The following is a 25,528-nucleotide window of genomic DNA, read 5'->3' as shown; positions in this document are numbered from 1 at the left end:
GTCGCACTTTATGAATAGCCCTCGTCAATGCCCGGCGGTACTGATTGCCGCGCCGGCCTCCGGTCAGGGCAAGACCACCGTCACCGCCGCGCTGGCCCGTTTGCATCGCAATCAGGGACGCAAGGTTCGTGTGTTCAAATGTGGCCCGGACTTTCTCGATCCGATGATTCTGGAGCGCGCCAGCGGTGCGCCGGTGTATCAGCTGGACATGTGGATGGTCGGCGAGCAGGAGAGTCGGCGTTTGTTGTGGGAGGCCGCAGGCGAAGCGGACCTTATCCTCATCGAGGGTGTCATGGGGCTGTTCGATGGCACGCCGTCCAGTGCTGACCTGGCGCGACACTTCGGTGTGCCGGTGCTGGGTGTGATCGACGGCACCGCCATGGCCCAGACCTTTGGTGCCCTGGCCCTGGGGCTGGCGCGCTATCAACCTGACTTGCCGTTTGCCGGTGTCCTGGCCAACCGCGTGGGCACCCTACGTCACGCGCAGTTGCTTGAAGGCAGCCTGACCGAAGGCCTGCGTTGGTATGGCGCGTTGTCCCGCGAAACCGCCATCGAATTGCCGAGTCGTCACCTTGGCCTGGTGCAGGCCAGTGAGTTGAACGATCTCGATCTTCGCCTGGATGCGGCGGCCGAAGCCTTGGCTGGCAGTTGCGAGGTGGCGCTTCCGCCGGCCGTGGAGTTCGCAGCCCCGGATGTGATCGCCGCCGAACCCTTACTGGCGGGTGTGCGCATTGCCGTGGCCCGTGATGAAGCGTTTGCCTTTACCTATGGCGCCAGCCTGGATTTGCTGCGGGCCATGGGCGCCGAGTTGTCGTTCTTTTCACCGATGCGTGACACTCGGCTACCCGAGGCAGACAGCCTCTATCTGCCGGGCGGCTACCCGGAATTGCATCATGTGGCGTTGTCGCAAAACACCTCGATGCTGAACGCGATCCGCGCGCACCACGAGGCGGGCAAACCCTTGCTCGCCGAATGTGGCGGCATGTTGTATTTGCTCGATTCGCTCACCGATGTCGACGGTACGCGTGCAGAATTGGTCGGCCTGCTGGCCGGGGATGCGGTGATGCAAAAGCGTCTGGCGGCGCTGGCGCTGCAGGCTGTCGAATTGCCCGAAGGTTCCCTGCGTGGGCATACCTATCATCATTCGCTGACCACCACCGGGCTCGTGCCGATTGCCCGTGGCTTGAGCCCCAATGGCGGTCGCGGGGCGGAGGCGGTTTATCGTGAGGGGCGGATGACAGCCTCTTATGTGCATTTCTATTTTCCGTCGAATCCGCACGCGATTGCCGCACTGTTTTCACCCGACCTTGAGGCTGCCTTCGCGGGCACACTCGCTGCCACTGTGGGCGGTGTGACACCTGAAGAAACGTGGTCTTCTGCAGGCGCTGGCTTGCCAGCGAAGAGGCCATGACCGACAACGCCTTTTCCGACGCCGAACGTGCAGCGGTCTACCGGGCCATCGGCGAACGTCGCGACATGCGTCACTTCAGCGGTGGCACGGTCGAGCCCGAATTGCTGCGGCGGTTGCTCGAAGCCGCGCACCAGGCGCCGAGTGTTGGCTTGATGCAGCCCTGGCGGTTCATCCGTATCAGCGACCGAACCTTGCGCGGGCAGATCCGGGAACTGGTGGAACAAGAGCGCATTCGCACCGCCGAAGCCCTTGGCGAACGCACTGACGAATTCATGCAGCTCAAGGTCGAAGGCATCAATGATTGCGCCGAGGTGTTGGTGGCGGCGCTGATGGACGATCGCGAGCGACATATTTTCGGTCGTCGCACCTTGCCGGAAATGGACATGGCTTCGTTGTCCTGCGCGATCCAGAACCTGTGGCTGGCCTCCCGGGCCGAAGGGTTGGGCATGGGGTGGGTCTCGCTGTTCGAACCGCAAGACCTAGCCGATTTACTCGGCTTGCCGCCCGGTGCCAAACCACTGGCTATTTTGTGCCTGGGACCGGTCAAGGAATTCTACCCGGCGCCGATGCTGGTCCTTGAAGGCTGGGCGCAGGCGCGTCCGCTAAGTGAATTGTTGTATGAAAATTATTGGGGAGTGCGCCAATGAGTGTGGCGTTGTTGAGTGTCGCCGCCGTGGCGCTGGATGCGCTGCTGGGTGAGCCCAAACGCTGGCATCCGCTGGTGGCGTTCGGCCGGTTTGCCGAGCGTATCGAGCAGCGTTTCAACGCGGGTGGTCGCGGCTGGCGCAGTCACGGGGTCACCGCGTGGGTGATTGCGGTGTTGCCGTTGACCTTGTTGGCCACGGCCTTTTCCTGGGCGCCTTATGTTGGATGGGCAGTGGAGATTCTTGCGTTGTACTGCGCCCTCGGCATGCGCAGCCTGGGCGAACACGTCGAACCCGTGGCCAGGGCCTTGCGCAGCGATGATCTGGATGAGGCGCGTACGCGCGTCAGTTACCTGGTCAGCCGCAAGACCAGCGAGCTGGATAAAACCGAAGTGGCCCGTGCTGCCACCGAGTCGGTACTGGAAAACGGCAGTGATGCCGTGTTTGCCGCACTGTTCTGGTTTGCCGTGGCCGGTGCGCCAGGCGTCGTGCTCTACCGTTTGAGCAACACGCTGGACGCCATGTGGGGCTATCGCAATGAGCGCTTCGAGCGTTTCGGTTGGGCGGCAGCCAGGATTGATGATGTGCTCAATTACATTCCCGCGCGTTTGGTGGCATTGACCTACGCCTTGCTGGGCAAGACCCGACTGGCCCTGAAATGCTGGCGGACCCAGGGCCCGACCTGGGACAGCCCGAACGCCGGCCCGGTGATGGCTGCGGGGGCCGGTGCGCTGGGCGTCGAATTGGGTGGGGCGGCGATCTATCACGGTGAACTGCATCAACGTCCGCAACTGGGCGAAGGCGTGCCGGCGGATGCCGACTCCATCGATCGTGGCTGGCAACTGGTCCAGCGCGGGGTATGGTTATGGCTGCTGATTCTCTGCGTGGGGGCTGAATTTTATGCTTGAGCACGGTGGACGGTTGCGCAAGGCGGCGCTCGAATACGGCATCGAAGAAGCCGATTGGCTTGACCTGTCCAGCGGCCTCGCGCCCTGGCCGTTTCCCGTTCCGGATATCCCGCTGCGGGCCTGGGCGCGGTTGCCGGAAAACGATGACGGGCTGGAACAGGCCGCCTGCGATTACTACGGCACCCTGCAGGTATTGCCGGTGGCGGGGTCGCAGATGGCCATCCAGTTACTGCCGCGTCTGCGACGGGCCGGGAAGGTTGGCGTGCTGTCGCCGTGTTATGCCGAACATGCCGAAGCGTGGCGCCGCAATGGCTACATCGTGCGTGAGGTACTGGAGCAGGAAGTCGATTTCTTTGTCGACAGCCTGGACGTGTTGGTGGTGGTCAACCCGAATAATCCCACCGGCTTGAGCCTGCCCCCCGCTCGTCTGCTCGACTGGCACTCACGGCTGGCCCAGCGCGGTGGCTGGCTGGTGGTGGACGAAGCATTCATGGACAACACACCGCAGCTGAGCCTGGCGCCGTTCTCCCATCTGGTCGGCCTGATCGTGCTGCGTTCGTTCGGCAAGTTCTTTGGTCTGGCCGGGGTGCGGCTGGGATTTGTCCTGGCCGAGCGCAAGTTACTCAAGTTGCTCGCCGAACAAGTGGGGCCATGGGTCGTCAGCGGTCCGACCCGGGTGGTGGGCCAGGCCTGCCTGCGTGATGTCGAAGGGCACGCATTGCAACGCGTGCGTGCCGAAGTGGCCAGTGAACGTCTGGCGGCGCTCCTGGAGCAGCACGGTTTCAAGCCTGATGGCGGCTGCGCACTGTTCCAGTGGATGATCACCGATCGCGCCGAAGAACTGCATGAATTCATGGCCCGGCGCGGCATTTTGCTGCGGTTGTTTATGCACAACAGCAGTCTGCGTTTCGGGTTGCCTGCCGATGAAGCCGACTGGGTGCGTCTTGCCGCCGCATTCGCAGCCTTTGCCAAGGAAGGCCAATGACAACGTTGATGGTGCAGGGCACCACATCCGATGCCGGTAAAAGCACACTGGTGACGGCGTTGTGTCGCTGGGTTACGCGTCAGGGCGTCAACGTGGTGCCGTTCAAGCCGCAGAACATGGCGCTCAACAGCGCCGTGACGGCCGACGGTGGCGAAATCGGCCGCGCGCAAGCCGTGCAGGCGCAGGCCGCTTACCTCGAGCCGCACACCGATATGAACCCGGTGCTGCTCAAACCCAACAGCGATACCGGCGCTCAGGTGATCATCCATGGTCGCGCCGTCACGACCATGAACGCCGTCGCCTATCACGACTACAAAGCCATCGCCATGCAAGCGGTGCTGGCTTCCCACGCGCGGTTGAGTGCGGCGTATCCGGTGGTGATGGTCGAAGGTGCGGGGTCGCCAGCGGAGATCAACCTGCGTGCCGGGGACATCGCCAACATGGGCTTCGCCGAGGCGGTGGATTGTCCGGTGCTGCTGATCGCCGACATCAATCGTGGCGGGGTGTTCGCGCATCTGGTGGGTACGCTGGAGCTGCTGTCGCCCAGCGAGCAGGCGCGAGTCAAGGGCTTCATCATCAATCGTTTTCGCGGCGATATCGCCTTGCTGCAACCCGGCCTCGATTGGCTGGAACAGCGTACCGGCAAGCCAGTGATCGGCGTGCTGCCGTACGTGCTGGATTTGCATCTGGAGGCCGAAGACGGCATCGATCAGCGCCAGACCGACAAGGCCGATCAGGTTTTGAAAGTGGTGGTGCCGGTGCTGCCGCGCATCAGCAACCACACCGATTTCGACCCGTTGCGCCTGCACCCGCAAGTCGACCTGCAATTCGTCGGTCCCGGCCAGGCGATTCCGCCAGCCGATCTGATCATCCTTCCCGGCTCGAAAAGCGTGCGCGACGACCTGGCGTATCTGCGCGCCAACGGTTGGGAAATCGCGATCTCACGGCACCTGCGCTACGGCGGCAAAGTGCTGGGCATCTGCGGCGGTCTGCAAATGCTCGGCGAGCAGGTGCACGATCCGCTGGGCCTGGAAGGCGTTCCGGGGTCCAGCGCCGGGCTGGGGTTGTTGGCGTTTGAAACCCGACTCGAAGAACACAAGCAGCTGCGCAATGTGCGCGGGCGTCTGGCGCTGGAGAATGCTGAAGTCGGCGGCTATGAAATCCATGCCGGCGTCACCACCGGGCCGGCGCTGGAGAACGCCGCCGTACTGCTCGATGACGGACGCTGCGACGGTGCGCAAAGTGTCGATGGGCAGATTTTCGGCACCTATCTGCACGGTCTGTTCGAATCCCCGGCAGCGTGCAGCGCCCTGTTGCGTTGGGCGGGTTTGCAGGCTGTGCAGGACGTGGATTACCACGGATTGCGCGAGCGGGATATCGAGCGGCTGGCGGATCTGGTGGAGACGCATCTGGATACCGGGCTGCTGCGTGAGCTCTGTGGGATTTGAAGTGACTGTGCAGGCCCCATCGCGGGCAAGCCCGCTCCCACAAGGATCGGGGCTGTCTACCGATTTTTTGGTCTGCACGCAGTACCTGTGGGAGCGGGCTTGCCCGCGATGAGGCCTGTCGCTACACCGCCAAATAAAAGGTTATGAACATGCTCCAACTGATCCTCGGCGGCGCCCGCTCCGGCAAAAGTCGTCTGGCTGAAAAACTAGCCTCAGACGGCCAATTGCAAGTGACTTACATCGCCACCAGCCAGCCGCTGGACGGTGAAATGAGCCAGCGGGTCGCCCATCACCGTGCCCGTCGTCCGGCCGAATGGGCGTTGATCGAAGAGCCGCTGGAATTGGCCCGCGTCCTGCGCGAAACCGCCAGTGCCGAACGCTGCCTGTTGGTGGATTGCCTGACCCTGTGGCTGACCAATCTGCTGATGCTTGACGATGCGCAACGCCTGAGCGCCGAGCGCGATGCCCTGCTGGAGTGCCTGGCGTCGCTGCCGGGTGAAATCATTTTTGTCAGCAACGAGACCGGAATGGGTGTCGTGCCGCTGGGCGAATTGACTCGCCGCTATGTCGATGAGGCCGGTTGGCTGCATCAAGCTCTGGCCGAGCGTTGTCAGCGAGTCATCCTGACCGTCGCCGGCCTGCCCCTGACTTTGAAAGGTACTGCGTTATGACCCAATCCTGGTGGCTGAACCCGTGCAAGCCGATCGACCTCGATGTGCTCGAGCAGGCGCAAGTCCGGCAACAGCAACTGACCAAACCGGCCGGTTCGCTCGGCCAGCTCGAAGCGGTGGCGGTGCAATTGGCGGGCTTGCAAGGGCAGATCAAGCCAAGCCTGGATCAGCTGTGGATCACTATTTTTGCCGGTGACCATGGCGTGGTGGCTGAAGGCGTGTCGGCATTTCCCCAGGAAGTCACCGGGCAGATGCTGCACAACTTCGTCACCGGCGGTGCAGCGATCAGCGTGCTGGCGCGGCAGTTGGGGGCTTGCCTCGAAGTGGTGGACCTGGGGACGGTGACGCCGGCATTGAACCTGCCGGGTGTGCGTCATCTGAACATCGGTCCGGGGACCGCGAATTTTGTGCAAGGTCCGGCGATGACACAGGCGCAAGGTGAGCGTGCTCTGCAGGCGGGTCGCGACAGCGTGCAGCGCGCGCTCGCCTCGGGCGCTCAGCTATTCATCGGTGGCGAAATGGGCATTGGCAACACCACGGCGGCCAGCGCCCTGGCGTGCGCATTGCTGGAGTGTCCGGTCGTACATCTGGCCGGGCCGGGCACCGGTTTGAATGCCGCAGGCGTCAGCCATAAAGCACAAGTGATCGAGCGCGCGCTGGCGCTGCACGGGGCTCAGCGTGGCGATGCGTTGCAGACCCTGTTCAACCTCGGCGGTTTTGAAATTGCGGCACTGGTGGGGGCTTACCTGGCCTGCGCCCAGGAAGGCATTGCGGTGCTGGTGGACGGTTTCATTTGCAGCGTCGCGGCGTTGGTCGCGGTGCGCTTGAATCCCGAGTGCCGACAGTGGCTGTTGTTCGGCCATCGCGGTGCCGAGCCGGGGCACCGCCATGTGCTGGAAACCTTGAGTGCCGAACCCTTGCTCGACCTCGGCTTGCGTCTGGGCGAGGGCAGCGGCGCTGCGCTGGCCGTGCCATTGCTGCGCCTGGCCTGCGACCTGCACGGGCAGATGGCGACGTTCGCCGAGGCAGCGGTGGCGGATCGTCCGGCATGACGTTGCGTCTGGATATGCTGCGTCACGGCGAAACCGAGCTCGGTGGCGGCTTGCGTGGCAGCCTCGATGATGCGTTGACCGAAAAAGGCTGGCAGCAAATGCGCGAGGCGGTGCTGGCGCAAGGGCCTTGGGATCGTCTGGTCAGTTCGCCCCTGCAGCGTTGTGCGCGGTTCGCTGAAGAACTGGCAGGGCGATTGGGCTTGCCGGTCGAGTGGCAGGCCGACCTGCAAGAACTGCATTTCGGCGCCTGGGAGGGGCAGAGCGCTGCGGCGCTGATGGAAACCGATGCCGATTCCCTCGGGTTGTTCTGGGCCGATCCTTATTCGTTCACGCCGCCTCAGGGCGAGCCTGTCGCGGCGTTCGCAGCGCGGGTGTTGGCGGCGGTGGCGCGTTTGCATGCCGCCTACGCGGGCGAGCGGGTATTGCTCGTCAGTCATGGCGGGGTCATGCGCTTGTTGCTGGCGCAGGCGCGCGGCTTGCCGCGGGAGCAATTACTCAACGTTGAAGTCGGCCATGGCGCATTGTTTTCGCTGTCGGTCGAGTCCGACGGATTGTTAAGGGAAGCAGTCTGACCATGCTGCCGTTCTGGATCGCCTTACAGTTTCTCAGCAGCCTGCCGATCCGTCTGCCGGGCATGCCGGCACCGCAGGAGCTGGGGCGGTCGCTGCTGTTCTATCCGCTGGTGGGCTTGTTGTTCGGCGGTATTTTATGGGGACTCAACTGGCTGATGCTCGGCGCGCCGCCGCTGCTGCACGCGGCACTCCTGCTCACCGTGTGGGTGTTGCTCAGCGGCGCATTGCACCTGGACGGCCTGGCCGACAGCGCCGATGCGTGGCTCGGGGGCTTCGGCGACCGTGAACGCACATTGACCATCATGAAAGACCCGCGCAGCGGTCCGATAGCGGTGGTCACACTGGTGTTGGTGCTGCTGCTGAAATTCGCCGCGCTGCTGGCCTTGATCGAACAGCAACACGCCCTTGCGCTGATCATCGTGCCGCTGCTTGGTCGCAGTGCGTTGCTGGGGTTGTTCCTGACCACGCCCTATGTACGTGCCGGTGGCCTGGGTCAGGCGCTGGCCGATCATCTGCCACGCTCGGCAGGCAAGCAGGTGTTGGCGGTCAGTGGGTTGGCCTGCGTGCTGATTGCTGGCTTGAGTGGTTTTTTTGCCGTGGTGCTGGCAGTCGCGTTGTTCGCGTGGTTGCGACGGATCATGCTGCGGCGTTTAGGCGGGACGACGGGCGATACGGCGGGGGCGTTGCTGGAATTGCTGGAAGTTGCGATGCTGGTCGGGCTGGCCCTGATATAGGGCTTCGCGAGCAGGGTTGCTCTTACGGGTTGTATGTAACAAAAAATTTGCTTTCACTTAACCGCGGGTATATACACGCACCATGCTCGAATCCCAATGTTTATGCATCAACCTGCGTCGCGCCGCCCGTGGCGTCAGCAGGCATTACGACGGCGCTCTCGACGGTTTCGGGATCAACGTTGCGCAGTATTCTTTGCTGTGCAATCTGCAGCGTCTGGATCAACCGAGTATTTCCACCCTGGCCGAGGCCATGGGACTGGATCGCAGCACCCTGGGGCGCAATTTGCGCGTCCTGGAAGGCGAGGGCCTGGTGATGCTGGTCGAGGGCGAAGACATGCGTAACCGTATCGTCCGCCTGACCGTAGCCGGTGCCGAGCGCTTGAAAGCAGCCCTGCCGGCCTGGGAAGCGGCACAGCAGCGACTGGTTGATCGCTTGGGCGCCGAGAAGCGGGAAACGTTGTTGAAATTGCTGGACGAACTGGCTTGATGCCGGTTTTCCAGAACTTAAGCGGGTATATACCCGCGATTGGAGAATAATAATGACATCGATGTGGCGTACCTGTGGTTGGGTTTTGTTGGGGAGTGCGCTGATCCTTGCGTTGTCGCTTGGCGTGCGACACGGCTTCGGGCTGTTTCTGGCGCCGATGAGTGCCGAGTTTGGTTGGGGGCGTGAAGTCTTTGCCTTCGCCATCGCCCTGCAGAACCTGATCTGGGGCTTGGCGCAGCCATTCACCGGCGCGCTGGCGGATCGCTTCGGTGCGGCGAAAGTGGTGCTGATCGGCGGCGTTCTGTACGCCCTGGGCCTATTGTTCATGGGCCTGTCGGATTCGGCCGTCACGCTGTCCTTGAGTGCGGGACTGTTGATCGGTATCGGTCTGTCCGGCACTTCGTTTTCGGTGATTCTCGGCGTGGTCGGGCGTGCTGTCCCGCCGGAGAAACGCAGCCTGGGCATGGGGATTGCCAGCGCCGCCGGTTCCTTTGGTCAGTTCGCCATGGTGCCCGGCACGCTCGGGCTGATCGGTTGGCTCGGCTGGTCTGCAGCGCTGCTGGCTTTGGGCTGCCTGGTGGCCTTGATCGTGCCGTTGGTCAGCATGCTCAAGGACAAGCCTTTGCCAGTGCTTGGCCATGAGCAAACCTTGTCCGAAGCGCTGCGTGAGGCCTGTTCCCATTCGGGGTTCTGGCTGCTGGCGTTCGGCTTTTTTGTCTGCGGTTTTCAGGTGGTCTTCATTGGCGTGCACTTGCCGGCGTATCTGGTGGATCAGCACCTTCCGGCGACGGTCGGCACCACGGTGCTGGCGCTGATTGGTTTGTTCAATATCTTCGGCACCTACACCGCAGGCTGGCTCGGTGGACGCATGTCCAAACCGCGTTTGCTCACGGGTCTTTACCTGTTGCGGGCGGTGGTGATTGCGTTGTTCCTGTGGGCGCCGGTGACCACGACTACCGCTTATCTGTTCGGTATGGCCATGGGTTTCCTGTGGCTGTCGACGGTGCCGTTGACCAATGGCACGGTAGCGACCTTGTTCGGCGTACGAAACCTCTCCATGCTCGGTGGGATTGTTTTCCTGTTTCACCAGCTCGGTTCGTTCCTCGGTGGCTGGTTGGGCGGGGTGGTCTACGACCGTACCGGGAGTTATGACTTGATCTGGCAGGTAGCGATTCTGTTGAGCCTGATGGCCGCCGCCCTCAACTGGCCGGTGCGCGAAACGCCTGTGGCACGCCTGCAAACGCAAATGAGTGCGACATGAATAACTTCTGGCCGCGCATTACCCTTCTTGGCGTTTGTGCCTTGCTGCTGGCCCTGGCGTGGTGGGGCTGGCATCGGGGCGGGTTGGCCTTGATGCAGTTGGGCATGGGTGCTTGCTAGCAGGATAAGAGGGCGAGTAACTTCGATAACTGACGACTTATAAGGAAGCCCTGACATGTTGATGCGCTGGCTGGCGGTACCTGCATTACTGGTCGCGTTTACCGGGTTGGCTCAGGCCGCAGAATGCCCGACGCTGTTGGAAGGTTCGCTGCCCAAACTACGCGCCAAGGAATCCATCGACTTGTGCCAGCGCTTCGCGGGCAAGCCGTTGGTGGTGGTCAATACCGCCAGTTTTTGCGGCTTCGCCCCGCAGTTCAAAAGCCTTGAAGCGCTGAATCAGCGTTACAAGGATCAGGGGCTGGAGGTGATCGGTGTGCCGTCCAATGACTTCAAGCAGGAGTCAAAGGACGGTGCCGAGACGGCCAAGGTCTGTTATGTGAATTATGGTGTGACCTTCACCATGACCGAGCCGCAGAATGTTCGCGGTGACGATGCGACGCACCTTTTCCGGGTGCTCGCCGAGCAATCCAGTGCGCCGAAATGGAATTTCTACAAGTACGTGGTCGATCGTCAGGGCAAGGTGATTGCCAATTTCTCCAGCCTGACCAAACCCGATGATCCCGATTTCATCGCGGCAGTAGAGAAGGCTCTGGCTTCACCGCCTCCCGCTCCCTGATCGATGCCCACTAAAAAGCCCCGCCTCTGTGCAAGAGAGCGGGGCTTTTTTTGCTTCAGGTGGCGAGGGATTCAGGCTCGCCGTGAAACATCAGAAGCGGTAGGTAGCGCCAACACCGAAACCGTTTGCACTGTTCTCGTACTTGGCGTTGTAGGACTGACCCAAAGCGTTAGCACGTTTGACAGTGACAGATTCTTCCTTGAGGTAGGAGTAAGCCACATCAATGGTCCAGTCGTCGGTTGGGTTGAAGCCTGCACCGATGCTGAAAATCGTCCGGTCGCCGGTAGGAATGCGTGGCGAACGATCAGTGTTGTTGGTCGGCGACTGGTCAAAGGAGAGACCGGTACGCAATACCCACTGCTTGTTCAACTGATAGGAAGTACCCAAGGCGTAGGCCCAGGTGTCATGCCAGTTCTGGTCTTCCTTGATGGTACCAACGATTTGTGGGGCGAGGGCACCGCCGCTTTGTGCGGTTACGCCGTCGTTGTTGACCGTGATGTCTTTCAGGCGGCTCCAGCGGGTCCAGGTCGCACCGGCATAGAGCTTCCAGGCATCATTCAAATCTTGAGTCACGGAAAGGTCATAGGACTCAGGTGTTTCGAGCTTCAGCGAGGCATCGTAACGGTTGGATTTGAGCAGCTGAGGTGGCACGCCAGCGCCAGCCGTCACATCGGTGTGGCCGTCGAGCTTGTAGTTCACTTTCGAGTGGTAGGTCAGGCCCACGCGAGTGGTGTCGGTGGCTTGCACCAGGATGCCGGCGTTCCAGCCCAAGGCTGTATCGTCGCCCTTGATTTCCACATTGTTGTCGCCAGACCGTGGGACTGGGAGAGCAATGTCCGATTCCAGGGTGCCGGTAATCCGGTTGATGGTAGGGCCAAAACCGATCGATACCTTGTCGTTGAACGCGTAACTGACGGTTGGTTGCAGAGTGACGACTTTGACTTCGCTCTTGCTGCCGAAAGCGCGGCCCTGAAAGCCGTTTTCGTAGTTGGTAATCAGCCCGAACGGAGCGTAGACACCAAAACCGACAGCCCATTCATCGCTGAGTTTATTTGTGTAGAAACCCATCGGTACTGAAGTGAACGGAACCATATCGCCTTTGTTGGTTCCGCTTGAACGGCCGCTGGTATCGCTGATATCGGTCGAGGCGTCGATCGCTGCGATACCGCCGGTGATTTGCTGGCCTTTGAGGCGGGCCATACCGGCAGGGTTGCCAAAAACTGTACTTGCATCTTCGGCGGAAGAAGAGCGCCCGGCATAACCGGTACCCATTCCGCTGATGCTTTGTTCGTTGAGGGCAAAGCCGCTTGCGAAGATTTGCGTGGATGCCAAGGCAACGGCGAGGCTAATGGTGGTTTTGAGCATTACTTTTTTCATTATTAGAACTCCTGGAGATCACCGGGGCGGAAATTACCAACATTTTCGTCCGGGCGCCATAGGCTGTATCGCTTGATTTAGAGCGGTTTTGTAGGACAATCCGACCAAATTCGCGACCAGATGGGCGATTTTTGGATCCAGGGTGATCAGCAGGCCACCTGATTCAGCGGTGAAACACAGGTCTGCCACGCGTAGGTGAAGTCTCTCAGGCGTCCTTGGGGCTGGAAGGTCTGGCGCCAGATTCGCGCCATTCCCAGCAGGTCGCCGGCTTCAGGGAGGGGAGTGTTCTGTTCTTCGACCAGCAGCCAGGCGATGGCTGTGGCGTAACGCAGGTTGACGGTCAATTCGAGGTGCGGGCCGCTGAGGAAAGCATGTTGGCTGGCCAGGCCCCGGACCAGGCTGGCGCGTTCGGGATCGAGTGCCAGATAGTGGTCCCAGAGTGCCTGATGACGGGGTTCGGCGATTCGGTAGAGGCCGTGTCCACGGCGGTCATGCAGGGCGGAACCCAGGGCCGACTGGCTGGCGGCAATGCCCACCAACAGGGATTCGGCAATTGCGCTATGGCGTCCAAGGTAGATCAATGTCGGGCGGATCACATAGCGGCACAGTTCGCTGGCAGCGATACCCATAAAACCCTCGAAACTCGAAATGGGCGGCGATACCTGAAAGGCTTTGGCAGCGGTGGATCGACTCAGGCTCGCCGGAAGCGGAATAAGCCGCTTGAGTTGAAGTGTAGTGTCATATTCGCGACGTAAAGGCCTGTTTTTAAAATATTTACGGCTGCCAGTTATAACCGTTATATCGGTTAGTGCTTAATCGGTATCCACGCTAGGTGAAATGTCGAGCAACAAAAAGCCCCGCGTTTTGAGCGGGGCTTTTGGTGTTTCAGCCTTGTTGGCGTCTCAGGCAACCAGTGCCTGACGGGTACGATCGATCACAGCCTGCAGCGGTTCGGCGCTGGAGTACTGATCCGGATACAGGCGTTCGCTATGACGGGCGATGCCGTGTTCGTTGACCAGCGTGAAGCTGAAACAGCCTTTGCGAGCGGCCATGATCAGGCAGTTCATTGGTGCAAAAGCGTTGGTTAGGGTGCGAATGGCATCCTGGGTATGGATTTGAGTAGACATAGTCATTGGTGTTCCTACAAGCGACACGGATAAGAACCGTGCAAAATTAAAACGTTCCAGTGACGACAACCACCATTGGTCGAACGAAGAACCCGACTGGAACAAAGCAGCCAGTTTGAAGCGCTGATAAATTGGCGCGCTTGGGCTGGCAGGTAGGTACTTAGGAGGGCAGGCAACACATCAAGGGCAAAGGTTCTGGGCCCGGGGTGAAGATCCTGATCAATTTGCAGGTTGGTTCGGTCAGAGTAAATGAGCCTGGCAACACCCTTTGCTTACGATTCAAAGGCTGTGTTGGCGCAAGAGTTACCTGGAAACCATCGAGGTGGTCGATCCCGCTTGTTCGGTTGAGGCTTCTTTTGAGAAGGCTGTCCGGGGGGATTTGTTCGACCAGAATTGACTTTCAGCTTGGTACTAACGCCGCGGATAGTAACTGATTGAATGGGCGAAGGGAAGTGTGATAGCAAAAAAGATTAAGGGCGACGTTCAATACCGTTCCCGGAGGACGTTGGATCGGTGCTGATACCCTCCTGGTACGCCCTGAAACAGCCCGCAATCCGACCGGCGGCGGTGGAAATCCAACCAGTCAGAACCCGCCTTGGTCATGGAGTTGTCACAGTTTATCCCCGACTTCGCTGACAAAACGTGCCGAAAGAGCGCGCTGATATAACCGTCAATAAGGTACTTGTGCACATAAGTTGCGCAGTCTGTCACTTCACTGTCATCCAGCCTTCAATCGCAGTGGGTGCCTGTAACCAAAATTTAAGTCAATGAAAAACATCGCTTTTTTTTACTGGTGAAAAAATCGTCAGTTTGACTGCGAGCCCCATTCCATAGGGCTTTGCGAGATTTCAGGGGCGGTTGTCCACTGAGTTATCCACAGCTTCTGTGGATTGTCCCTAGCGCTTGCTCTAGGACGGGCGTGCTGAGTTTTTTCGACTTTACCTGTAAGAAAAAAAGAGTAGAGTGGCGCGCCTTCCGATCTGCCCCACAGTGCTTTATGAAGTTTCGTTCACATTCCATTTCCTCTCCCGCCAAACCTTCCATTGTTGTCCCACCCAAGCGCTTTTCGATGCGTGTGGCCGAGTGGTTATTGGATAGCCCACGCCTGGGCGAAAACCCCAACGTCAAACACATTGCCGGGCGTTTGCTCAAGCAGCCGGCGCGTGAGGGTGTCGTGGCCGCGCAAAGCCGCCTCGGTCAACTGATGTGTCGGGAGTGTGGTAATGCCCGGGATCGACGGATTGGCCAGGACCTGTTGCGCCAAGCCGCGCGTGCAGGTGATTTGCGCGCGCAAAGGGAACTGGGGCTGATTGAAGACTGAGCTGTCCAAGACCTGACGCCTTGGTTAACCTTCAAGCTTTATTTCAATGGCAGGAATGGCTATGGCTATGGACTTGACCAGCGCATTGCTCGGTCTGGCGGGCGCGGCACTGCCGCTGCTGGTGTTGGCCTGGCAACTGCAACGTCGAGCAGGCACCGCACAGGCAGAAGTGGCGCTATTGGAAGAGCGCCTGTCCACGGCGAATCTGGCTCAGGATGGCTTGAACGCCCAACTTGAAGCCTGTCGCGATGAAATCGCGGATCTTGGCCAGGCCAACTCCGCCAAGCAGGCCGACCTTGCCGCCGTGCGCCGTGAAGTCGAACTGCTGCAGATCGAACGTGACGATGCCCGCGATGCCGCTCACGCCTGGAATATCGAACGCGCCGGAAAAGACGCCGAACTGCGTCGTCTGGATGCCTTGGCCGCCTCGCTCAACGCAGAGCTGCGCGAACAGCAGGAAAGCCATCAGCAGCGCCTCAATGACTTGCAAGGCTCGCGAGACGAGCTTCGGGCGCAGTTCGCCGAGTTGGCGGGGAAAATCTTCGATGAGCGTGAACAGCGTTTTGCCGAAACCAGTCAACAGCGCCTGGGGCAATTGCTCGACCCACTGAAGGAGCGCATCCAGTCCTTTGAAAAACGCGTCGAAGAGAGCTACCAGGCTGAAGCCCGGGAGCGCTTCTCGCTGGCCAAGGAGCTGGAGCGTCTGCAACAACTCAATCTGCGACTGAGTGACGAAGCCACCAACCTGACCCGCGCATTGAAAGGGCAGAAAACCCAGGGTAACTGGGGCGAACTGATCCTCGAGCGAGTGCTCGAGCATGCCGGGCTGGAAAAAGGGCGCGAGTATCAGACCCAGGTCAATCTCAAGGGTCCGGACGGCGAGCGCTTCCAGCCGGACGTCATCATTTACCTGCCGGGCGACAAGCAAGTGGTGGTCGACTCCAAGGTCAGCCTCACGGCGTATCAGCAGTACGTTGCCGCAGAAGACGAGGCCATCGGCCAGATCGCCATCAAGCAACACGTCCTGTCCCTGCGCAATCACGTTAAAGGTTTGGCCGGGAAGGACTACAAACGTCTCGACGGCCTGCACAGCCTGGATTTCGTATTGTTGTTCGTGCCGATCGAAGCGGCCTTTTCCGCGGCGCTGCAGGCTGAGCCGACGCTGTTTCAAGAGGCGTTCGACCGCAATATCGTGATCGTCAGCCCGACCACTTTGCTGGCGACGCTGCGCGTCATCGACAGCCTGTGGAAACAGGAGCGTCAAAGCCAGAATGCGCGGGAAATCGCCGAGCGAGCCGGGTGGCTGTACGACAAGTTCGTGTTGTTTATCCAGGATCTGGATGAGGTCGGCAATCGCCTGCAGCAACTGGACAAGGCTTACAGCTCGGCGCGCAACAAGCTGACAGAGGGGCGCGGCAATCTGGTCAGCCGCAGTGAACAACTGAAGTTGCTGGGGGCGAGGGCGAGCAAAAGCCTGCCAGCCGATTTGCTCGAGCGGGCGATGACCGATGTGGACGGGTTGGTCGAATTGCCGGAGTAGCAAAACAGCATCGCGAGCAGGCTCGCTCCCACAGGGGAATGCGTTCGAAAGGGGGAGCGAGCCTGCTCGCGATAGCGATGTACGCACCATCGCCACCGCCAAACACTACAACGGCAAATACCGGCTCAACAACGCCCGCAATGCCGCCGGCTTTACCGGTTTGGCCAGGTAGTCCAGTCCCGCTGCATGCACCTGGGCCATCGTTTCCTGTCGCCCATCGGCGCTGATGACCACGCCCGGCACAGGCTCGCCCAATCGGGTGCGCAGCCAGGCCATCAACTCCGTGCCGGTTTCGCCGTGGTCGAGGTGGAAGTCTACCAATGCCAATTGCGGACGCACCCCTTCATCGAGCAATGCCACGCACTCATCGCGATTGCGTGCAGTCCAGACCTGACAACCCCAGCGGGTCAGCAGGCTGTTCATGCCGATCAGGATGCTGTCCTCGTTATCGATGCACAGCACCTGCGCGCCACTGAGCAATTTGCCGTTGAGTTCCGCAGGCTTGGCCGGCTGCGCGGTTTGCGCCCTGGCCAGCGGGACGCTGACGCTGAAAACGCTGCCGTGCCCCGGCCAGGAGCGAACGCGCAGGGTGTGTCCTAGTACGCGGCACAAGCCGTCGGCAATGGCGAGGCCTAACCCCAGGCCTTTCTCGGCGCTGGTCTGATGACTGTCGAGGCGTTTGAACTCCTCGAAAATCACCTGCTGTTTATCTTCAGGAATGCCGGGCCCACGGTCCCACACCTCCAGACACAACTCGCCCTTGTGCCGGCGGACCCCCAGGAGCACCGGGCCCTTGGCATAGCGGAAAGCGTTGGTCAGGAAGTTCTGCAGGATTCGGCGCAACAGTTTGATATCGCTGTCGATGCGCAGCTTGCTGCTCCGGACGCGAAACTCGAGCCCTTGTTCCCGCGCCAGCGCCTTGAATTCGGCGCCGAGTGTGTCAAATAACTCATTGAGCGCGAATGGCTTGGGATTTGGATTGATCTTGCCGTTTTCGAGGCGGGAAATATCCAGCAAATCGCTGATCAGTTCTTCGGCCGAACGCAGAGAGCTATCGAGGTGCTGGACCAGTTTCTGCGCCTCGTCGGACAAACCGTCTTCCTGATGGGACAGGGCGGCGGAGAACAGTCGCGCCGCGTTCAACGGTTGCATCAAGTCATGGCTGACGGCGGCCAGGAAACGGGTTTTCGACTGGTTGGCCGCCTCGGCGTTGCCCTTGGCTTCCGTCAGGGCCACGTTGAGCTGCGACAGTTCGTGGGTGCGTTCGGTGACCCGTCGCTCCAGACCTTCGTTGGCTTCGGTCAGCGCCTGTTCGGCTTCGCGGAACGCGGTGATGTCGGTGAAACTCATGACAAAACCACCGCCAGGCATTGGGTTGCCGATTAGCTCGATCACCCGGCCATTGGGAAACAATCGTTCGGAAGTGTGCGCGCGGCCCTGACGCATCCAGTGCAGGCGGCGGGCGACGTGCACTTCGGCTTCGCCGGGGCCGCAAAGGCCGCGCTCGGCGTTGTAGCGAATGATGTCGGCAATCGGTCGACCGACGCTGATCAAGCCATCCGGGTAGTTGAACAACTCGAGGTAGCGCCGGTTCCAGGCCACCAGTTTCAGCGACTGGTCGACCACACTGATGCCCTGGGTGATGTTTTCGATCGCCCCTTGCAGCAGCGCGCGATTGAACTGCAGCACCTCGGAGGCTTCGTCGGCGATGCGCACGACGTCTTCGAGTTGCATTTCCCGACCTTCGATGGCGGCTTTTACCACTGCGCGCGTCGACGAGGCCCCCAACACACCCGCCAGCAAGCGTTCAGTGTGGGCGATCCATTCACTGTCGGCGTTCTGGTTCGGGTTGAAGCCTTTGCCCTGGCGGTAGGCAAACCGGATGAAGCTCTGGCGGGCGCGTTCTTCACCGACGAAACGTGCCGCCAGTTGCAGCAAGTCGTCGATCTGCACGGCCAGCATCGAGCGTCCGCTGGGGCGAGCGCTGATTTCCTGGCCAATGAAGCGACCGGCCTGCCAGTGTTCCGAGACCCGTGTGCGTGACAGTACCGAGACCCAGGCGAACAGGGTGAAATTACCGGCAAGGGACAGCACCACACCTTGGGTCAGTGGCGTGATAGGCAAGTGCAGCGGGTTGCTGTGCAACCACGCCAGCCCCGGAAAACTGCTCAGTGACCAGCCCAGGCTAAGGGCGGCAATTGGCAGGATCAGGGTGTAGAACCACAGGAAGGTCCCGGCAGCGAGGCCGGCGAACACGCCGCGGCGGTTGGCCTGTTTCCAGTACAACGCGCCCAGCATGGCCGGCGCCAGTTGGGTCACTGCGGCGAACGCGATCTGGCCGATGGTCGCCAGGCTCGCGGTCGAGCCGAGCAAGCGATAGCTGACGTACGCCAGCAGCAAAATGGCGACGATGCTCACCCGGCGTACCGAGAGCATCCACTGGCGGAACACTTCGAACGGGCGCTCGGCGTTGTTGCGGCGTAGCAGCCACGGCAACAGCATGTCGTTGGAGACCATGGTCGACAGCGCCACGCTGGCCACGATCACCATGCCGGTCGCCGCCGATGCCCCCCCGATAAACGCCAGCAGGGCCAAGGCCGGATGCGCCTGGGCCAGTGGCAGGCTGATGACGAAGGAGTCCGGCAGTACCGAACTGGGCAACAGCATCTGACCCGCCAGCGCAATGGGTACGACGAACAGCGCCGCCAATGCCAGGTAGGCCGGGAATACCCATTTGGCCAGGCGCAAGTCCTGAGGGTCGATGTTTTCCACGACGGTCACATGGAACTGCCGTGGCAGGCAGATAATCGCCATCATCGCCACGCCAGTCTGGACCACCATCGATGGCCAGTTGACGGTTTCCTTCCAGTATTCCTCGAGGCGCGGGGCGAGCATGGCCTGGTCGAAAAGGTCGTCGAAACCGTCATACAGGCCGTAGGTCACATACGCGCCGACCGCCAGAAAAGCGAACAGCTTCACCAGTGATTCGAATGCGATGGCCAGCACCATGCCGCGATGGTGTTCCGTGGCATCCAGGTTGCGAGTACCGAAGACGATGGTGAACAGGGCCAGCACCAGCGACACGATCAACGCGGTGTCCTGTGCTCGAACGCCCATGGCATCGGCACCGGCACCGATCAGCAGGTTCACCCCGAGCACGATGCCCTTGAGTTGCAGGGCGATGTAGGGCAACACGCCGACCAGGCAGATCAACGCCACCACCACCGCCAGCGATTGGGATTTGCCATAGCGGGCGGCGATGAAGTCGGCAATCGAAGTGATGTTCTCCTGCTTGCTGATCATTACCATTTTTTGCAGCACCCACGGTGCGCCGACCAGCAGCAGGATCGGCCCGAGGTAGATCGGCAGGAATGACCAAAGCTGTTCAGCGGCCTGGCCGACTGCGCCAAAGAAGGTCCAGCTGGTGCAATAGACAGCGAGCGAAAGGCTGTACACCCAGGCACGCACGCGCGGCGGCAGCGGCGCGCTGCGACGGTCACCGTAAAAGGCGATGGCGAACATGATGGCCATATAGGCCAGGGCGACGGCGGCAATCAGCCCGCTGGACAACGACATGGGAACTCCCGACAACCAAAGACACCCGGGCCGTCCCGCCCGGACAGACAGTCTCGCACGATGGCCGGGGATAGTCAGTGTCGACCAAGGTCGTGGCGCGGCGGGGTGCCGCAGGGTGAGGGAGGGGTAGCCAGTTTTTGTGGTGCGTGCCGGCCCCATCGCGAGCATGCTCGCGATGGCGGCCTTACTGGCTCAACGCAATGTCGATCAGTTGATGCAATTCCTCGACCTGCAGCGGTGCCTCGGAGAACAGAATGCGAAACACGATGGGCGCAGCCACCATGTTGATCAGCCGGTCGACGCCGGGGCGGGGCTGATCCGGGTAGCGATCCAGAATTGTCTGTAGCTGCCCGCCAATGATCGTCGCGCAATAGCTCGGCTTGAGGCTCGACTGCACGTCGCGCAGCATGTTGCGGCCGGGGGCGGAGCTCATCTCGTCCAGGTACTGTTCTGCCCAGGCACGTACGTCGCCGGACAAGCTGCCGGTATTGGCCGACTCGGTTTCCGGTTGCATGCGGGCGAGGGCGACGTCCGCCAGCAGCGCCGACAAATCTCCCCAACGCCGATAAATGGTCGAGGGCGTAACGCCCGCGCGCGCGGCGATCTGCGGCACGGTCACGCTGGCTCGATCCTGTTCTTCGAGCAGTTCGCGCACGGCCTTGTGAATGGATTCCTGCACCCGGGCACTACGGCCGCCGGGACGTAAAGTCGGAGCTGTCATCACCTTTTTCCTGTCTCGCGTCGAAGCCTGCCAACCCGCAGTCGCCTCGATCCTGAAAAACCTGTTTCGGACCTTAACACAAAGAATTTGCTTTAAGAGCGAGGCGGTAGCACACTCCGCAAAAGCAAAAAATTAGCTTTTGCGGAGCGTGCCCATGTCCAGTTCTCATTCAAACCGTGCAAGCCTGTGGTTCCTGGCAATCACTTTGCTCAGTTTTCTCGCCGCCTCCACGGCACCCACGCCGTTGTACCACCTGTACCAGGAGCAACTGCAGTTTTCGGCCGCCATCCTGACGCTTGTTTTTGCGGTATACGCCCTCAGTCTGCTGGTCGCGTTGCTGACGGTGGGGTCGCTGTCGGACCACCTTGGACGCAAACCGGTCATTTTCACTGCGGTACTGCTGAACATTGTCGCGATGCTGCTGTTTATCCAGGCCGACAGCGTCGGTTGGCTGATCAGTGCACGTGTCCTGCAGGGCTTCGCCACGGGGATGGCGACGGCCGTGTTGAGCGCCACGCTGCTGGACACTGACCGCCAGCAGGGGCCGCTGATCAACAGCGTGGCACCCTTGATCGGCATGGCGCTGGGTGGCATGGGTTGCGGTTTGCTCGCCGAATTTGCCCCGGCTCCGTTACACCTGACGTATTGGCTGCTGCTCGTGTTGTTTGTGATGCAGGCGTTGTATGTCTGGCGTTTGCCGGAAACTGTCTCGCGTCAGCCAGGGGCATGGGCGTCATTGCGGCCCACCCTGCATGTGCCGGTTCAGGCGCGCTCTACCTTGTGGCGTGTGCTACCGCTCAATACCGCCACCTGGGCGCTCGGTGGTTTTTACGCCTCCCTGGCGCCTTCGTTAGTGCGCACCGCCACGGGCTCGACTTCGAACCTGATTGGCGGCGCGACCGTTGCCGTACTGACATTGACCGGTGCTTCGATGATTTTCATCCTGCGCAATTGGCCTGCCGGCAGGGCATTACAGTTGGGGGCCGGTTCGTTGGCGACGGGGGTTGCCCTGATTCTCCTGGGGGCGCACGGTGCCAGTCTGCCGCTGTTCTTCCTTGGTACGCTGGTCGCCGGTTGTGGCTTTGGAGCCGGTTTCCTGGGGGCTTTGCGTAGCGTCGTGCCGTTGGCTTTGCCCCATGAGCGCGCCGGTCTGATGTCGGCGTACTACGTGCTCAGTTACCTGGCATTCTGCCTGCCGGCATTGCTGGCCGGTAACCTGGCCCGCACCTTTGGCCTGATGGCGACCACCGAGGGTTATGGGGTCGTGCTGATCCTCCTGGCCTTGGGTGCATGGCTGGCGCACTGGCTTCGGCGCTCTTCCGGCGCTTGCAGCGCTGCTGGCCAGCCATAGGAAAACGGCATTTAATGCTGCCCATTCATTCGAAGGATCTGACCATGAAGATCATCCGCAGCAAATCTTTTACTGGCGAACGTGCCTGGGCCGCGCTGGACATTGCCAACATGAACGGCATTACCACGCGCCTGCACTGGACTGATCAGCCCTATAAATGGCACATCAACGACGGCCAGGAAGTGTTTGTGGTGCTCGATGGGCAAGTGCAGATGCGCTACCGCGAAGAGGGGGTCGAGCGCGAGGCACTGCTGGAGGTCGGAGACATTTTTTATGCGTCGGTGGGCACTGAACACGTGGCTCATCCCGTGGGGCCGGCGCGAATTCTGGTGATAGAAACAGAAGGCAGTGTGTGACGGATTATCTGTGAAATAGATAACTCATAGAGAAATTACCCGTTATATCGATATTCGATCTGGATCTATGATGAGTTCCACCTCGCCCGAGGACAGGAGTTCACCATGACATGCCCCAACACCCTCAAGCCCGGTATCAAGCCGTTCAGCCACCTGCAGCACCCGCGCGAAGTCATTCGCCAGTTCACCCCGAACTGGTTCGCCGCCACCATGGGCACCGGAGTGCTGGCGTTGGCGTTGGCACAATTGCCTGTCGCCAGTCCCGGTTTACGCGCTCTTGCCGAAGTGCTCTGGCTGTTCAACATCGTTCTGTTCGCCTTGTTCACAGCCTTGTACGCGGCGCGCTGGGTGTTGTTTTTCAACGAGGCCCGGCGGATTTTTGGCCACTCCACGGTTTCGATGTTTTTCGGCACGATTCCCATGGGCCTGGCGACCATCATCAACGGTTTTCTGGTATTTGGCCTGCCGCGTTTTGGCGAAGGCATGATCCAGGTGGCCGAAGCGTTGTGGTGGCTTGATGTGGCGATGTCTTTAGCGTGTGGTGTGTTGATTCCCTACATGATGTTCACCCGCCAGGAACACAGCATCGACCAAATGACCGCGGTTTGGCTGTTGCCGGTGGTGGCGGCGGAAGTGGCGGCTGCCAGTGGTGGCCTGCTGGCGCCGCATCTGGTCGATGCCCACTCGCAACTGGTGGTACTGGTGACCAGCTACGTGCTCTGGGCATTTTCCCTGCCCGTGGCGTTCAGCATTCTGACGATACTGTTGCTGCGCATGGCGCTGCATAAACTGCCTCACGAAAACATGGCCGCTTCGAGTTGGCTGGCACTCGGGCCGATTGGTACGGGGGCGCTGGGCATGTTGCTGTTGGGTGCCGATGCACCGGTCATTTTTGCCGCCAACGGTTTGCCGGGTATCGGTGAGATCGCTGCCGGGCTGGGGCTGGTCGCCGGGATCACACTGTGGGGCTTTGGCCTGTGGTGGATGCTAATGGCTGTGCTGATCACTCTGCGCTATCTGCGCGCAGGCATCCCTTTCAACCTCGGCTGGTGGGGGTTCACCTTTCCGTTGGGCGTCTATTCCCTGGCAACGCTGAAACTGGCCAGCACTTTGCACCTGTCGTTTTTCAGTGTCTTCGGTTGTGTGCTGGTGAGTTTGCTGGCCGTGATGTGGCTGATCGTCGCCAAACGCACCGTGCAGGGTGCCTGGCGCGGTGAGCTGTTTGTCTCGCCGTGCATTGCAGGATTGAAGAAATAACCGGCAAAGATTAGGTAATGTGTGGCCTGGATCGACGTGCGACATTCCAATCAATGTATCCACGCCACTCACACCTGAATCAGGGACACGGAAGATGAGTCATCCCTCACAGTTCACCTTGCTGCGCACGCGGCGTTTCCTGCCGTTTTTCGTGACACAGTCCCTCGGGGCGTTCAACGACAACATCTTCAAGCAGTCACTGATCCTCGCCATCCTCTACAAGTTGACCATCGAAGGTGATCGTTCGATCTGGGTCAATTTGTGTGCGCTGCTGTTCATTCTGCCGTTCTTTCTGTTTTCGGCGCTGGCCGGGCAGTTCGGCGAGAAGTTCGCCAAGGATGCGCTCATCCGCCTGATCAAGCTCGGCGAAATCGTCATCATGGCGGTCGGCGCGGTGGGTTTCCTGTTCGATCATTTGTCGCTGATGCTGATAGCGCTGTTCGCCATGGGCACGCATTCGGCGCTGTTCGGGCCGGTGAAATACTCGATCCTGCCGCAGGCCTTGCGCGAAGAAGAGCTGGTGGGTGGCAACGGTCTGGTGGAAATGGGCACCTTCCTGGCGATCCTGGCCGGGACCATCGGCGCCGGGATCATGATGTCGTCCAGTCACTATGCGCCCATCGTTTCGATGGCCATCGTCGGCATTGCCGTGCTGGGTTACCTGGCCAGCCGCGGCATTCCACGGGCTGCCGCGACGTCGCCGCAGATGCACCTGAACTGGAACATTTTCAGCCAGTCCTGGGCCACCTTGAAGCTGGGCCTGGGGCAGACCCCGGCGGTGTCGCGCTCGATTGTCGGCAACTCATGGTTCTGGTTTGTCGGGGCGATCTATCTGACGCAAATCCCCGCCTATGCCAAGGAGTGGATGCACGGCGACGAGACGGTGGTGACGTTGATTCTGACGGTGTTCTCGGTGGGTATCGCACTGGGCTCGATGCTGTGTGAGAAATTGTCCGGGCGCAAAGTCGAAATTGGCCTGGTGCCATTCGGTTCTTTCGGGTTGACCGTATTCGGCTTGTTGCTGTGGTGGCATTCCGGCGGGATTCCGGACAGCGTCGAGGGCCATGGCTGGCTCGAGATTCTCGGCTTTGGCCACACCTGGCTGGTATTGATCGACATCCTCGGCCTGGGGATTTTCGGCGGTTTCTACATCGTGCCGCTGTACGCGCTGATTCAGTCGCGCACCCCCGAGAACGAGCGGGCGCGGGTCATTGCCGCCAACAACATTCTCAATGCGCTGTTCATGGTGGTGTCGGCGATTGTCTCGATCGTCTTGTTGAGCCTGGTCAAATTGTCGATTCCGCAGCTGTTCCTGGTGGTGTCGCTGCTGAACATCGGCGTCAACGCCTACATTTTCAAAATCGTCCCCGAATTCACCATGCGCTTCATGATCTGGCTGCTCAGCCATTCCATGTACCGCGTGGAGCATCGCAACCTGGATCTGATTCCTGATGAAGGCGCGGCACTGCTGGTGTGCAACCACGTGTCGTTCGTCGATGCCTTGCTGATTGGTGGGGCGGTGCGTCGGCCGATTCGCTTCGTGATGTATTACAAAATCTACAACCTGCCGGTGTTGAATTTCATCTTTCGCACGGCCGGGACGATTCCGATCGCGGGGCGCCAGGAAGACATCCAGATCTATGAAAAGGCCTTCACGCGCATTGCGCAGTATCTGAAGGACGGCGAACTGGTGTGCATCTTCCCCGAGGGCAAACTGACCGCCGATGGCGAGATCAACGAGTTCAAGGGCGGATTGAAGCGGATTCTCGAAGAGACACCGGTGCCGGTGATTCCGTTGGCCTTGCAGGGTTTGTGGGGAAGTTTCTTCAGTCGCGATCCGAATAAAGGATTGTTTCGCCGATTGTGGTCGCGGGTGACGTTGGTGGCCGGGCCGGCGGTGGCTGTGGAGGTGGCGGAGCCGGCCAGATTGCAGGCGTTGGTGGGGGCGTTGCGCGGGGCCGTCAGGTAGTCGTTGGTTGCTGGCCTCATCGCGA

The 25,528-nt window shown here is 60.6% G+C and carries 24 protein-coding genes; 19 read left to right on the top strand and 5 right to left on the bottom strand.

The features are described 5' to 3' along the window. Positions 1-10: 10 nt before the first annotated feature. The 13 genes from GQ39_RS16750 to GQ39_RS16695 all read left to right on the top strand — a co-directional run bounded on the left by GQ39_RS16750 (position 11) and on the right by GQ39_RS16695 (position 10,908). Positions 11-1,411, top strand: coding sequence for a cobyrinate a,c-diamide synthase (locus GQ39_RS16750; protein WP_047531819.1), 1,401 nt, complete (start codon positions 11-13; stop codon positions 1,409-1,411). Continuing rightward, the gene (bluB, locus tag GQ39_RS16745) at positions 1,408-2,058 is read left to right on the top strand and encodes a 5,6-dimethylbenzimidazole synthase (protein WP_047531816.1); all 651 of its coding nucleotides are present in this window, start codon (positions 1,408-1,410) and stop codon (positions 2,056-2,058) included. Before GQ39_RS16750 ends, bluB begins: the two co-directional genes overlap by 4 nt. Next, on the top strand, positions 2,055-2,963 hold the full coding sequence (gene cbiB / locus GQ39_RS16740; RefSeq protein WP_047531813.1) for an adenosylcobinamide-phosphate synthase CbiB: 909 nt from the start codon (positions 2,055-2,057) through the stop codon (positions 2,961-2,963). The genes bluB and cbiB overlap by 4 nt, the downstream gene beginning before the upstream one ends. Further along, positions 2,956-3,948 (top strand): threonine-phosphate decarboxylase CobD, encoded by a 993-nt coding sequence (cobD, locus tag GQ39_RS16735; RefSeq protein ID WP_047531811.1) that lies wholly within the window; start codon positions 2,956-2,958, stop codon positions 3,946-3,948. The genes cbiB and cobD overlap by 8 nt, the downstream gene beginning before the upstream one ends. Continuing rightward, the gene (locus GQ39_RS16730) at positions 3,945-5,396 is read left to right on the top strand and encodes a cobyric acid synthase (RefSeq protein ID WP_047531809.1); all 1,452 of its coding nucleotides are present in this window, start codon (positions 3,945-3,947) and stop codon (positions 5,394-5,396) included. The genes cobD and GQ39_RS16730 overlap by 4 nt, the downstream gene beginning before the upstream one ends. Before the next feature lie 149 nt (positions 5,397-5,545). After that, a complete protein-coding gene (cobU, locus tag GQ39_RS16725; RefSeq protein ID WP_047538963.1) occupies positions 5,546-6,067 on the top strand; it encodes a bifunctional adenosylcobinamide kinase/adenosylcobinamide-phosphate guanylyltransferase in 522 nt (173 codons plus the stop codon). After that, a complete protein-coding gene (gene cobT, locus GQ39_RS16720) occupies positions 6,064-7,119 on the top strand; it encodes a nicotinate-nucleotide--dimethylbenzimidazole phosphoribosyltransferase (protein ID WP_047531806.1) in 1,056 nt (351 codons plus the stop codon). The genes cobU and cobT overlap by 4 nt, the downstream gene beginning before the upstream one ends. Beyond that, positions 7,116-7,691 (top strand): alpha-ribazole phosphatase family protein, encoded by a 576-nt coding sequence (cobC, locus tag GQ39_RS16715; RefSeq protein WP_047531803.1) that lies wholly within the window; start codon positions 7,116-7,118, stop codon positions 7,689-7,691. Before cobT ends, cobC begins: the two co-directional genes overlap by 4 nt. 2 nt (positions 7,692-7,693) lie before the next feature. Then, the gene (locus GQ39_RS16710) at positions 7,694-8,425 is read left to right on the top strand and encodes an adenosylcobinamide-GDP ribazoletransferase (protein WP_047531799.1); all 732 of its coding nucleotides are present in this window, start codon (positions 7,694-7,696) and stop codon (positions 8,423-8,425) included. Positions 8,426-8,507: 82 nt separating this feature from the next. Beyond that, a complete protein-coding gene (locus GQ39_RS16705; protein ID WP_047531797.1) occupies positions 8,508-8,912 on the top strand; it encodes a MarR family winged helix-turn-helix transcriptional regulator in 405 nt (134 codons plus the stop codon). A 52-nt stretch (positions 8,913-8,964) separates the two neighbouring features. Continuing rightward, positions 8,965-10,173: an MFS transporter gene (locus tag GQ39_RS16700; protein ID WP_047531793.1), complete on the top strand. Its 1,209-nt coding sequence runs from the start codon at positions 8,965-8,967 to the stop codon at positions 10,171-10,173. Beyond that, a complete protein-coding gene (locus GQ39_RS33530; protein WP_256590086.1) occupies positions 10,170-10,292 on the top strand; it encodes a hypothetical protein in 123 nt (40 codons plus the stop codon). Before GQ39_RS16700 ends, GQ39_RS33530 begins: the two co-directional genes overlap by 4 nt. Positions 10,293-10,347: 55 nt before the next feature. After that, a complete protein-coding gene (locus GQ39_RS16695) occupies positions 10,348-10,908 on the top strand; it encodes a glutathione peroxidase (protein ID WP_047531790.1) in 561 nt (186 codons plus the stop codon). Between the two features lie 90 nt (positions 10,909-10,998). Here the strand turns inward: GQ39_RS16695 and GQ39_RS16690 are convergent, their stop codons facing one another. The 3 genes from GQ39_RS16690 to GQ39_RS16680 all read right to left on the bottom strand — a co-directional run bounded on the left by GQ39_RS16690 (position 10,999) and on the right by GQ39_RS16680 (position 13,412). Beyond that, positions 10,999-12,285 (bottom strand): OmpP1/FadL family transporter, encoded by a 1,287-nt coding sequence (locus GQ39_RS16690; RefSeq protein WP_047531788.1) that lies wholly within the window; start codon positions 12,283-12,285, stop codon positions 10,999-11,001. A 146-nt stretch (positions 12,286-12,431) separates the two neighbouring features. Then, a complete protein-coding gene (locus GQ39_RS16685; protein WP_047531785.1) occupies positions 12,432-12,914 on the bottom strand; it encodes a hypothetical protein in 483 nt (160 codons plus the stop codon). Between the two features lie 273 nt (positions 12,915-13,187). Then, entirely contained in the window at positions 13,188-13,412 is a 225-nt protein-coding gene (locus GQ39_RS16680) for a hypothetical protein (RefSeq protein WP_003214941.1), read from the bottom strand. Between the two features lie 997 nt (positions 13,413-14,409). Here GQ39_RS16680 and GQ39_RS16675 point away from each other — a divergent pair. Both GQ39_RS16675 and rmuC read left to right on the top strand, forming a co-directional pair. Then, positions 14,410-14,733 carry a sel1 repeat family protein gene (locus GQ39_RS16675; RefSeq protein ID WP_081997930.1) on the top strand — a complete coding sequence of 108 codons (324 nt, stop codon included), beginning with the start codon at positions 14,410-14,412 and terminating at the stop codon, positions 14,731-14,733. Positions 14,734-14,794: 61 nt separating this feature from the next. Beyond that, positions 14,795-16,273, top strand: a complete 1,479-nt coding sequence (rmuC, locus tag GQ39_RS16670) for a DNA recombination protein RmuC (protein WP_047531775.1) — start codon at positions 14,795-14,797, stop codon at positions 16,271-16,273. Between the two features lie 105 nt (positions 16,274-16,378). Here rmuC and GQ39_RS16665 read toward each other — a convergent pair whose 3' ends face one another. Both GQ39_RS16665 and GQ39_RS16660 read right to left on the bottom strand, forming a co-directional pair. Further along, positions 16,379-19,849 carry a hybrid sensor histidine kinase/response regulator gene (locus GQ39_RS16665; protein ID WP_047531771.1) on the bottom strand — a complete coding sequence of 1,157 codons (3,471 nt, stop codon included), beginning with the start codon at positions 19,847-19,849 and terminating at the stop codon, positions 16,379-16,381. A 184-nt stretch (positions 19,850-20,033) separates the two neighbouring features. Next, positions 20,034-20,570, bottom strand: a complete 537-nt coding sequence (locus GQ39_RS16660; protein WP_047531769.1) for a TetR/AcrR family transcriptional regulator — start codon at positions 20,568-20,570, stop codon at positions 20,034-20,036. Between the two features lie 154 nt (positions 20,571-20,724). On the opposite strand from GQ39_RS16660, the gene GQ39_RS16655 reads away from it, so the two are divergent. The 4 genes from GQ39_RS16655 (at position 20,725) to GQ39_RS16640 (ending at position 25,503) form a co-directional block, all read left to right on the top strand. Next, positions 20,725-21,921 carry an MFS transporter gene (locus tag GQ39_RS16655; protein ID WP_047531767.1) on the top strand — a complete coding sequence of 399 codons (1,197 nt, stop codon included), beginning with the start codon at positions 20,725-20,727 and terminating at the stop codon, positions 21,919-21,921. Positions 21,922-21,965: 44 nt separating this feature from the next. Beyond that, the gene (locus tag GQ39_RS16650; RefSeq protein WP_047538961.1) at positions 21,966-22,277 is read left to right on the top strand and encodes a cupin domain-containing protein; all 312 of its coding nucleotides are present in this window, start codon (positions 21,966-21,968) and stop codon (positions 22,275-22,277) included. 105 nt (positions 22,278-22,382) lie between these two features. Continuing rightward, positions 22,383-23,534: a TDT family transporter gene (locus tag GQ39_RS16645; RefSeq protein WP_047531764.1), complete on the top strand. Its 1,152-nt coding sequence runs from the start codon at positions 22,383-22,385 to the stop codon at positions 23,532-23,534. Positions 23,535-23,628: 94 nt separating this feature from the next. Then, on the top strand, positions 23,629-25,503 hold the full coding sequence (locus tag GQ39_RS16640; RefSeq protein WP_047531762.1) for an MFS transporter: 1,875 nt from the start codon (positions 23,629-23,631) through the stop codon (positions 25,501-25,503). The last annotated feature ends 25 nt before the right edge of the window (positions 25,504-25,528 follow it).

The organism is Pseudomonas sp. 11/12A, from assembly GCF_000800055.1.
GTDB classification, from domain to species: Bacteria; Pseudomonadota; Gammaproteobacteria; order Pseudomonadales; family Pseudomonadaceae; genus Aquipseudomonas; species Aquipseudomonas mohnii.
This window is presented reverse-complemented; position numbering and strand designations above follow the sequence as displayed.

Coding starts and splice junctions, on each gene's coding strand:
- GQ39_RS16750 (WP_047531819.1), top strand. CDS start 11: ATGAATAGCCCTCGTCAATGCCCGGCGGTACTGATTGCCGCGCCGGCC.
- bluB (WP_047531816.1), top strand. CDS start 1,408: ATGACCGACAACGCCTTTTCCGACGCCGAACGTGCAGCGGTCTACCGG.
- cbiB (WP_047531813.1), top strand. CDS start 2,055: ATGAGTGTGGCGTTGTTGAGTGTCGCCGCCGTGGCGCTGGATGCGCTG.
- cobD (WP_047531811.1), top strand. CDS start 2,956: ATGCTTGAGCACGGTGGACGGTTGCGCAAGGCGGCGCTCGAATACGGC.
- GQ39_RS16730 (WP_047531809.1), top strand. CDS start 3,945: ATGACAACGTTGATGGTGCAGGGCACCACATCCGATGCCGGTAAAAGC.
- cobU (WP_047538963.1), top strand. CDS start 5,546: ATGCTCCAACTGATCCTCGGCGGCGCCCGCTCCGGCAAAAGTCGTCTG.
- cobT (WP_047531806.1), top strand. CDS start 6,064: ATGACCCAATCCTGGTGGCTGAACCCGTGCAAGCCGATCGACCTCGAT.
- cobC (WP_047531803.1), top strand. CDS start 7,116: ATGACGTTGCGTCTGGATATGCTGCGTCACGGCGAAACCGAGCTCGGT.
- GQ39_RS16710 (WP_047531799.1), top strand. CDS start 7,694: ATGCTGCCGTTCTGGATCGCCTTACAGTTTCTCAGCAGCCTGCCGATC.
- GQ39_RS16705 (WP_047531797.1), top strand. CDS start 8,508: ATGCTCGAATCCCAATGTTTATGCATCAACCTGCGTCGCGCCGCCCGT.
- GQ39_RS16700 (WP_047531793.1), top strand. CDS start 8,965: ATGACATCGATGTGGCGTACCTGTGGTTGGGTTTTGTTGGGGAGTGCG.
- GQ39_RS33530 (WP_256590086.1), top strand. CDS start 10,170: ATGAATAACTTCTGGCCGCGCATTACCCTTCTTGGCGTTTGTGCCTTG.
- GQ39_RS16695 (WP_047531790.1), top strand. CDS start 10,348: ATGTTGATGCGCTGGCTGGCGGTACCTGCATTACTGGTCGCGTTTACC.
- GQ39_RS16690 (WP_047531788.1), bottom strand. CDS start 12,285: ATGAAAAAAGTAATGCTCAAAACCACCATTAGCCTCGCCGTTGCCTTG.
- GQ39_RS16685 (WP_047531785.1), bottom strand. CDS start 12,914: ATGGGTATCGCTGCCAGCGAACTGTGCCGCTATGTGATCCGCCCGACA.
- GQ39_RS16680 (WP_003214941.1), bottom strand. CDS start 13,412: ATGTCTACTCAAATCCATACCCAGGATGCCATTCGCACCCTAACCAAC.
- GQ39_RS16675 (WP_081997930.1), top strand. CDS start 14,410: ATGAAGTTTCGTTCACATTCCATTTCCTCTCCCGCCAAACCTTCCATT.
- rmuC (WP_047531775.1), top strand. CDS start 14,795: ATGGCTATGGACTTGACCAGCGCATTGCTCGGTCTGGCGGGCGCGGCA.
- GQ39_RS16665 (WP_047531771.1), bottom strand. CDS start 19,849: ATGTCGTTGTCCAGCGGGCTGATTGCCGCCGTCGCCCTGGCCTATATG.
- GQ39_RS16660 (WP_047531769.1), bottom strand. CDS start 20,570: ATGACAGCTCCGACTTTACGTCCCGGCGGCCGTAGTGCCCGGGTGCAG.
- GQ39_RS16655 (WP_047531767.1), top strand. CDS start 20,725: ATGTCCAGTTCTCATTCAAACCGTGCAAGCCTGTGGTTCCTGGCAATC.
- GQ39_RS16650 (WP_047538961.1), top strand. CDS start 21,966: ATGAAGATCATCCGCAGCAAATCTTTTACTGGCGAACGTGCCTGGGCC.
- GQ39_RS16645 (WP_047531764.1), top strand. CDS start 22,383: ATGACATGCCCCAACACCCTCAAGCCCGGTATCAAGCCGTTCAGCCAC.
- GQ39_RS16640 (WP_047531762.1), top strand. CDS start 23,629: ATGAGTCATCCCTCACAGTTCACCTTGCTGCGCACGCGGCGTTTCCTG.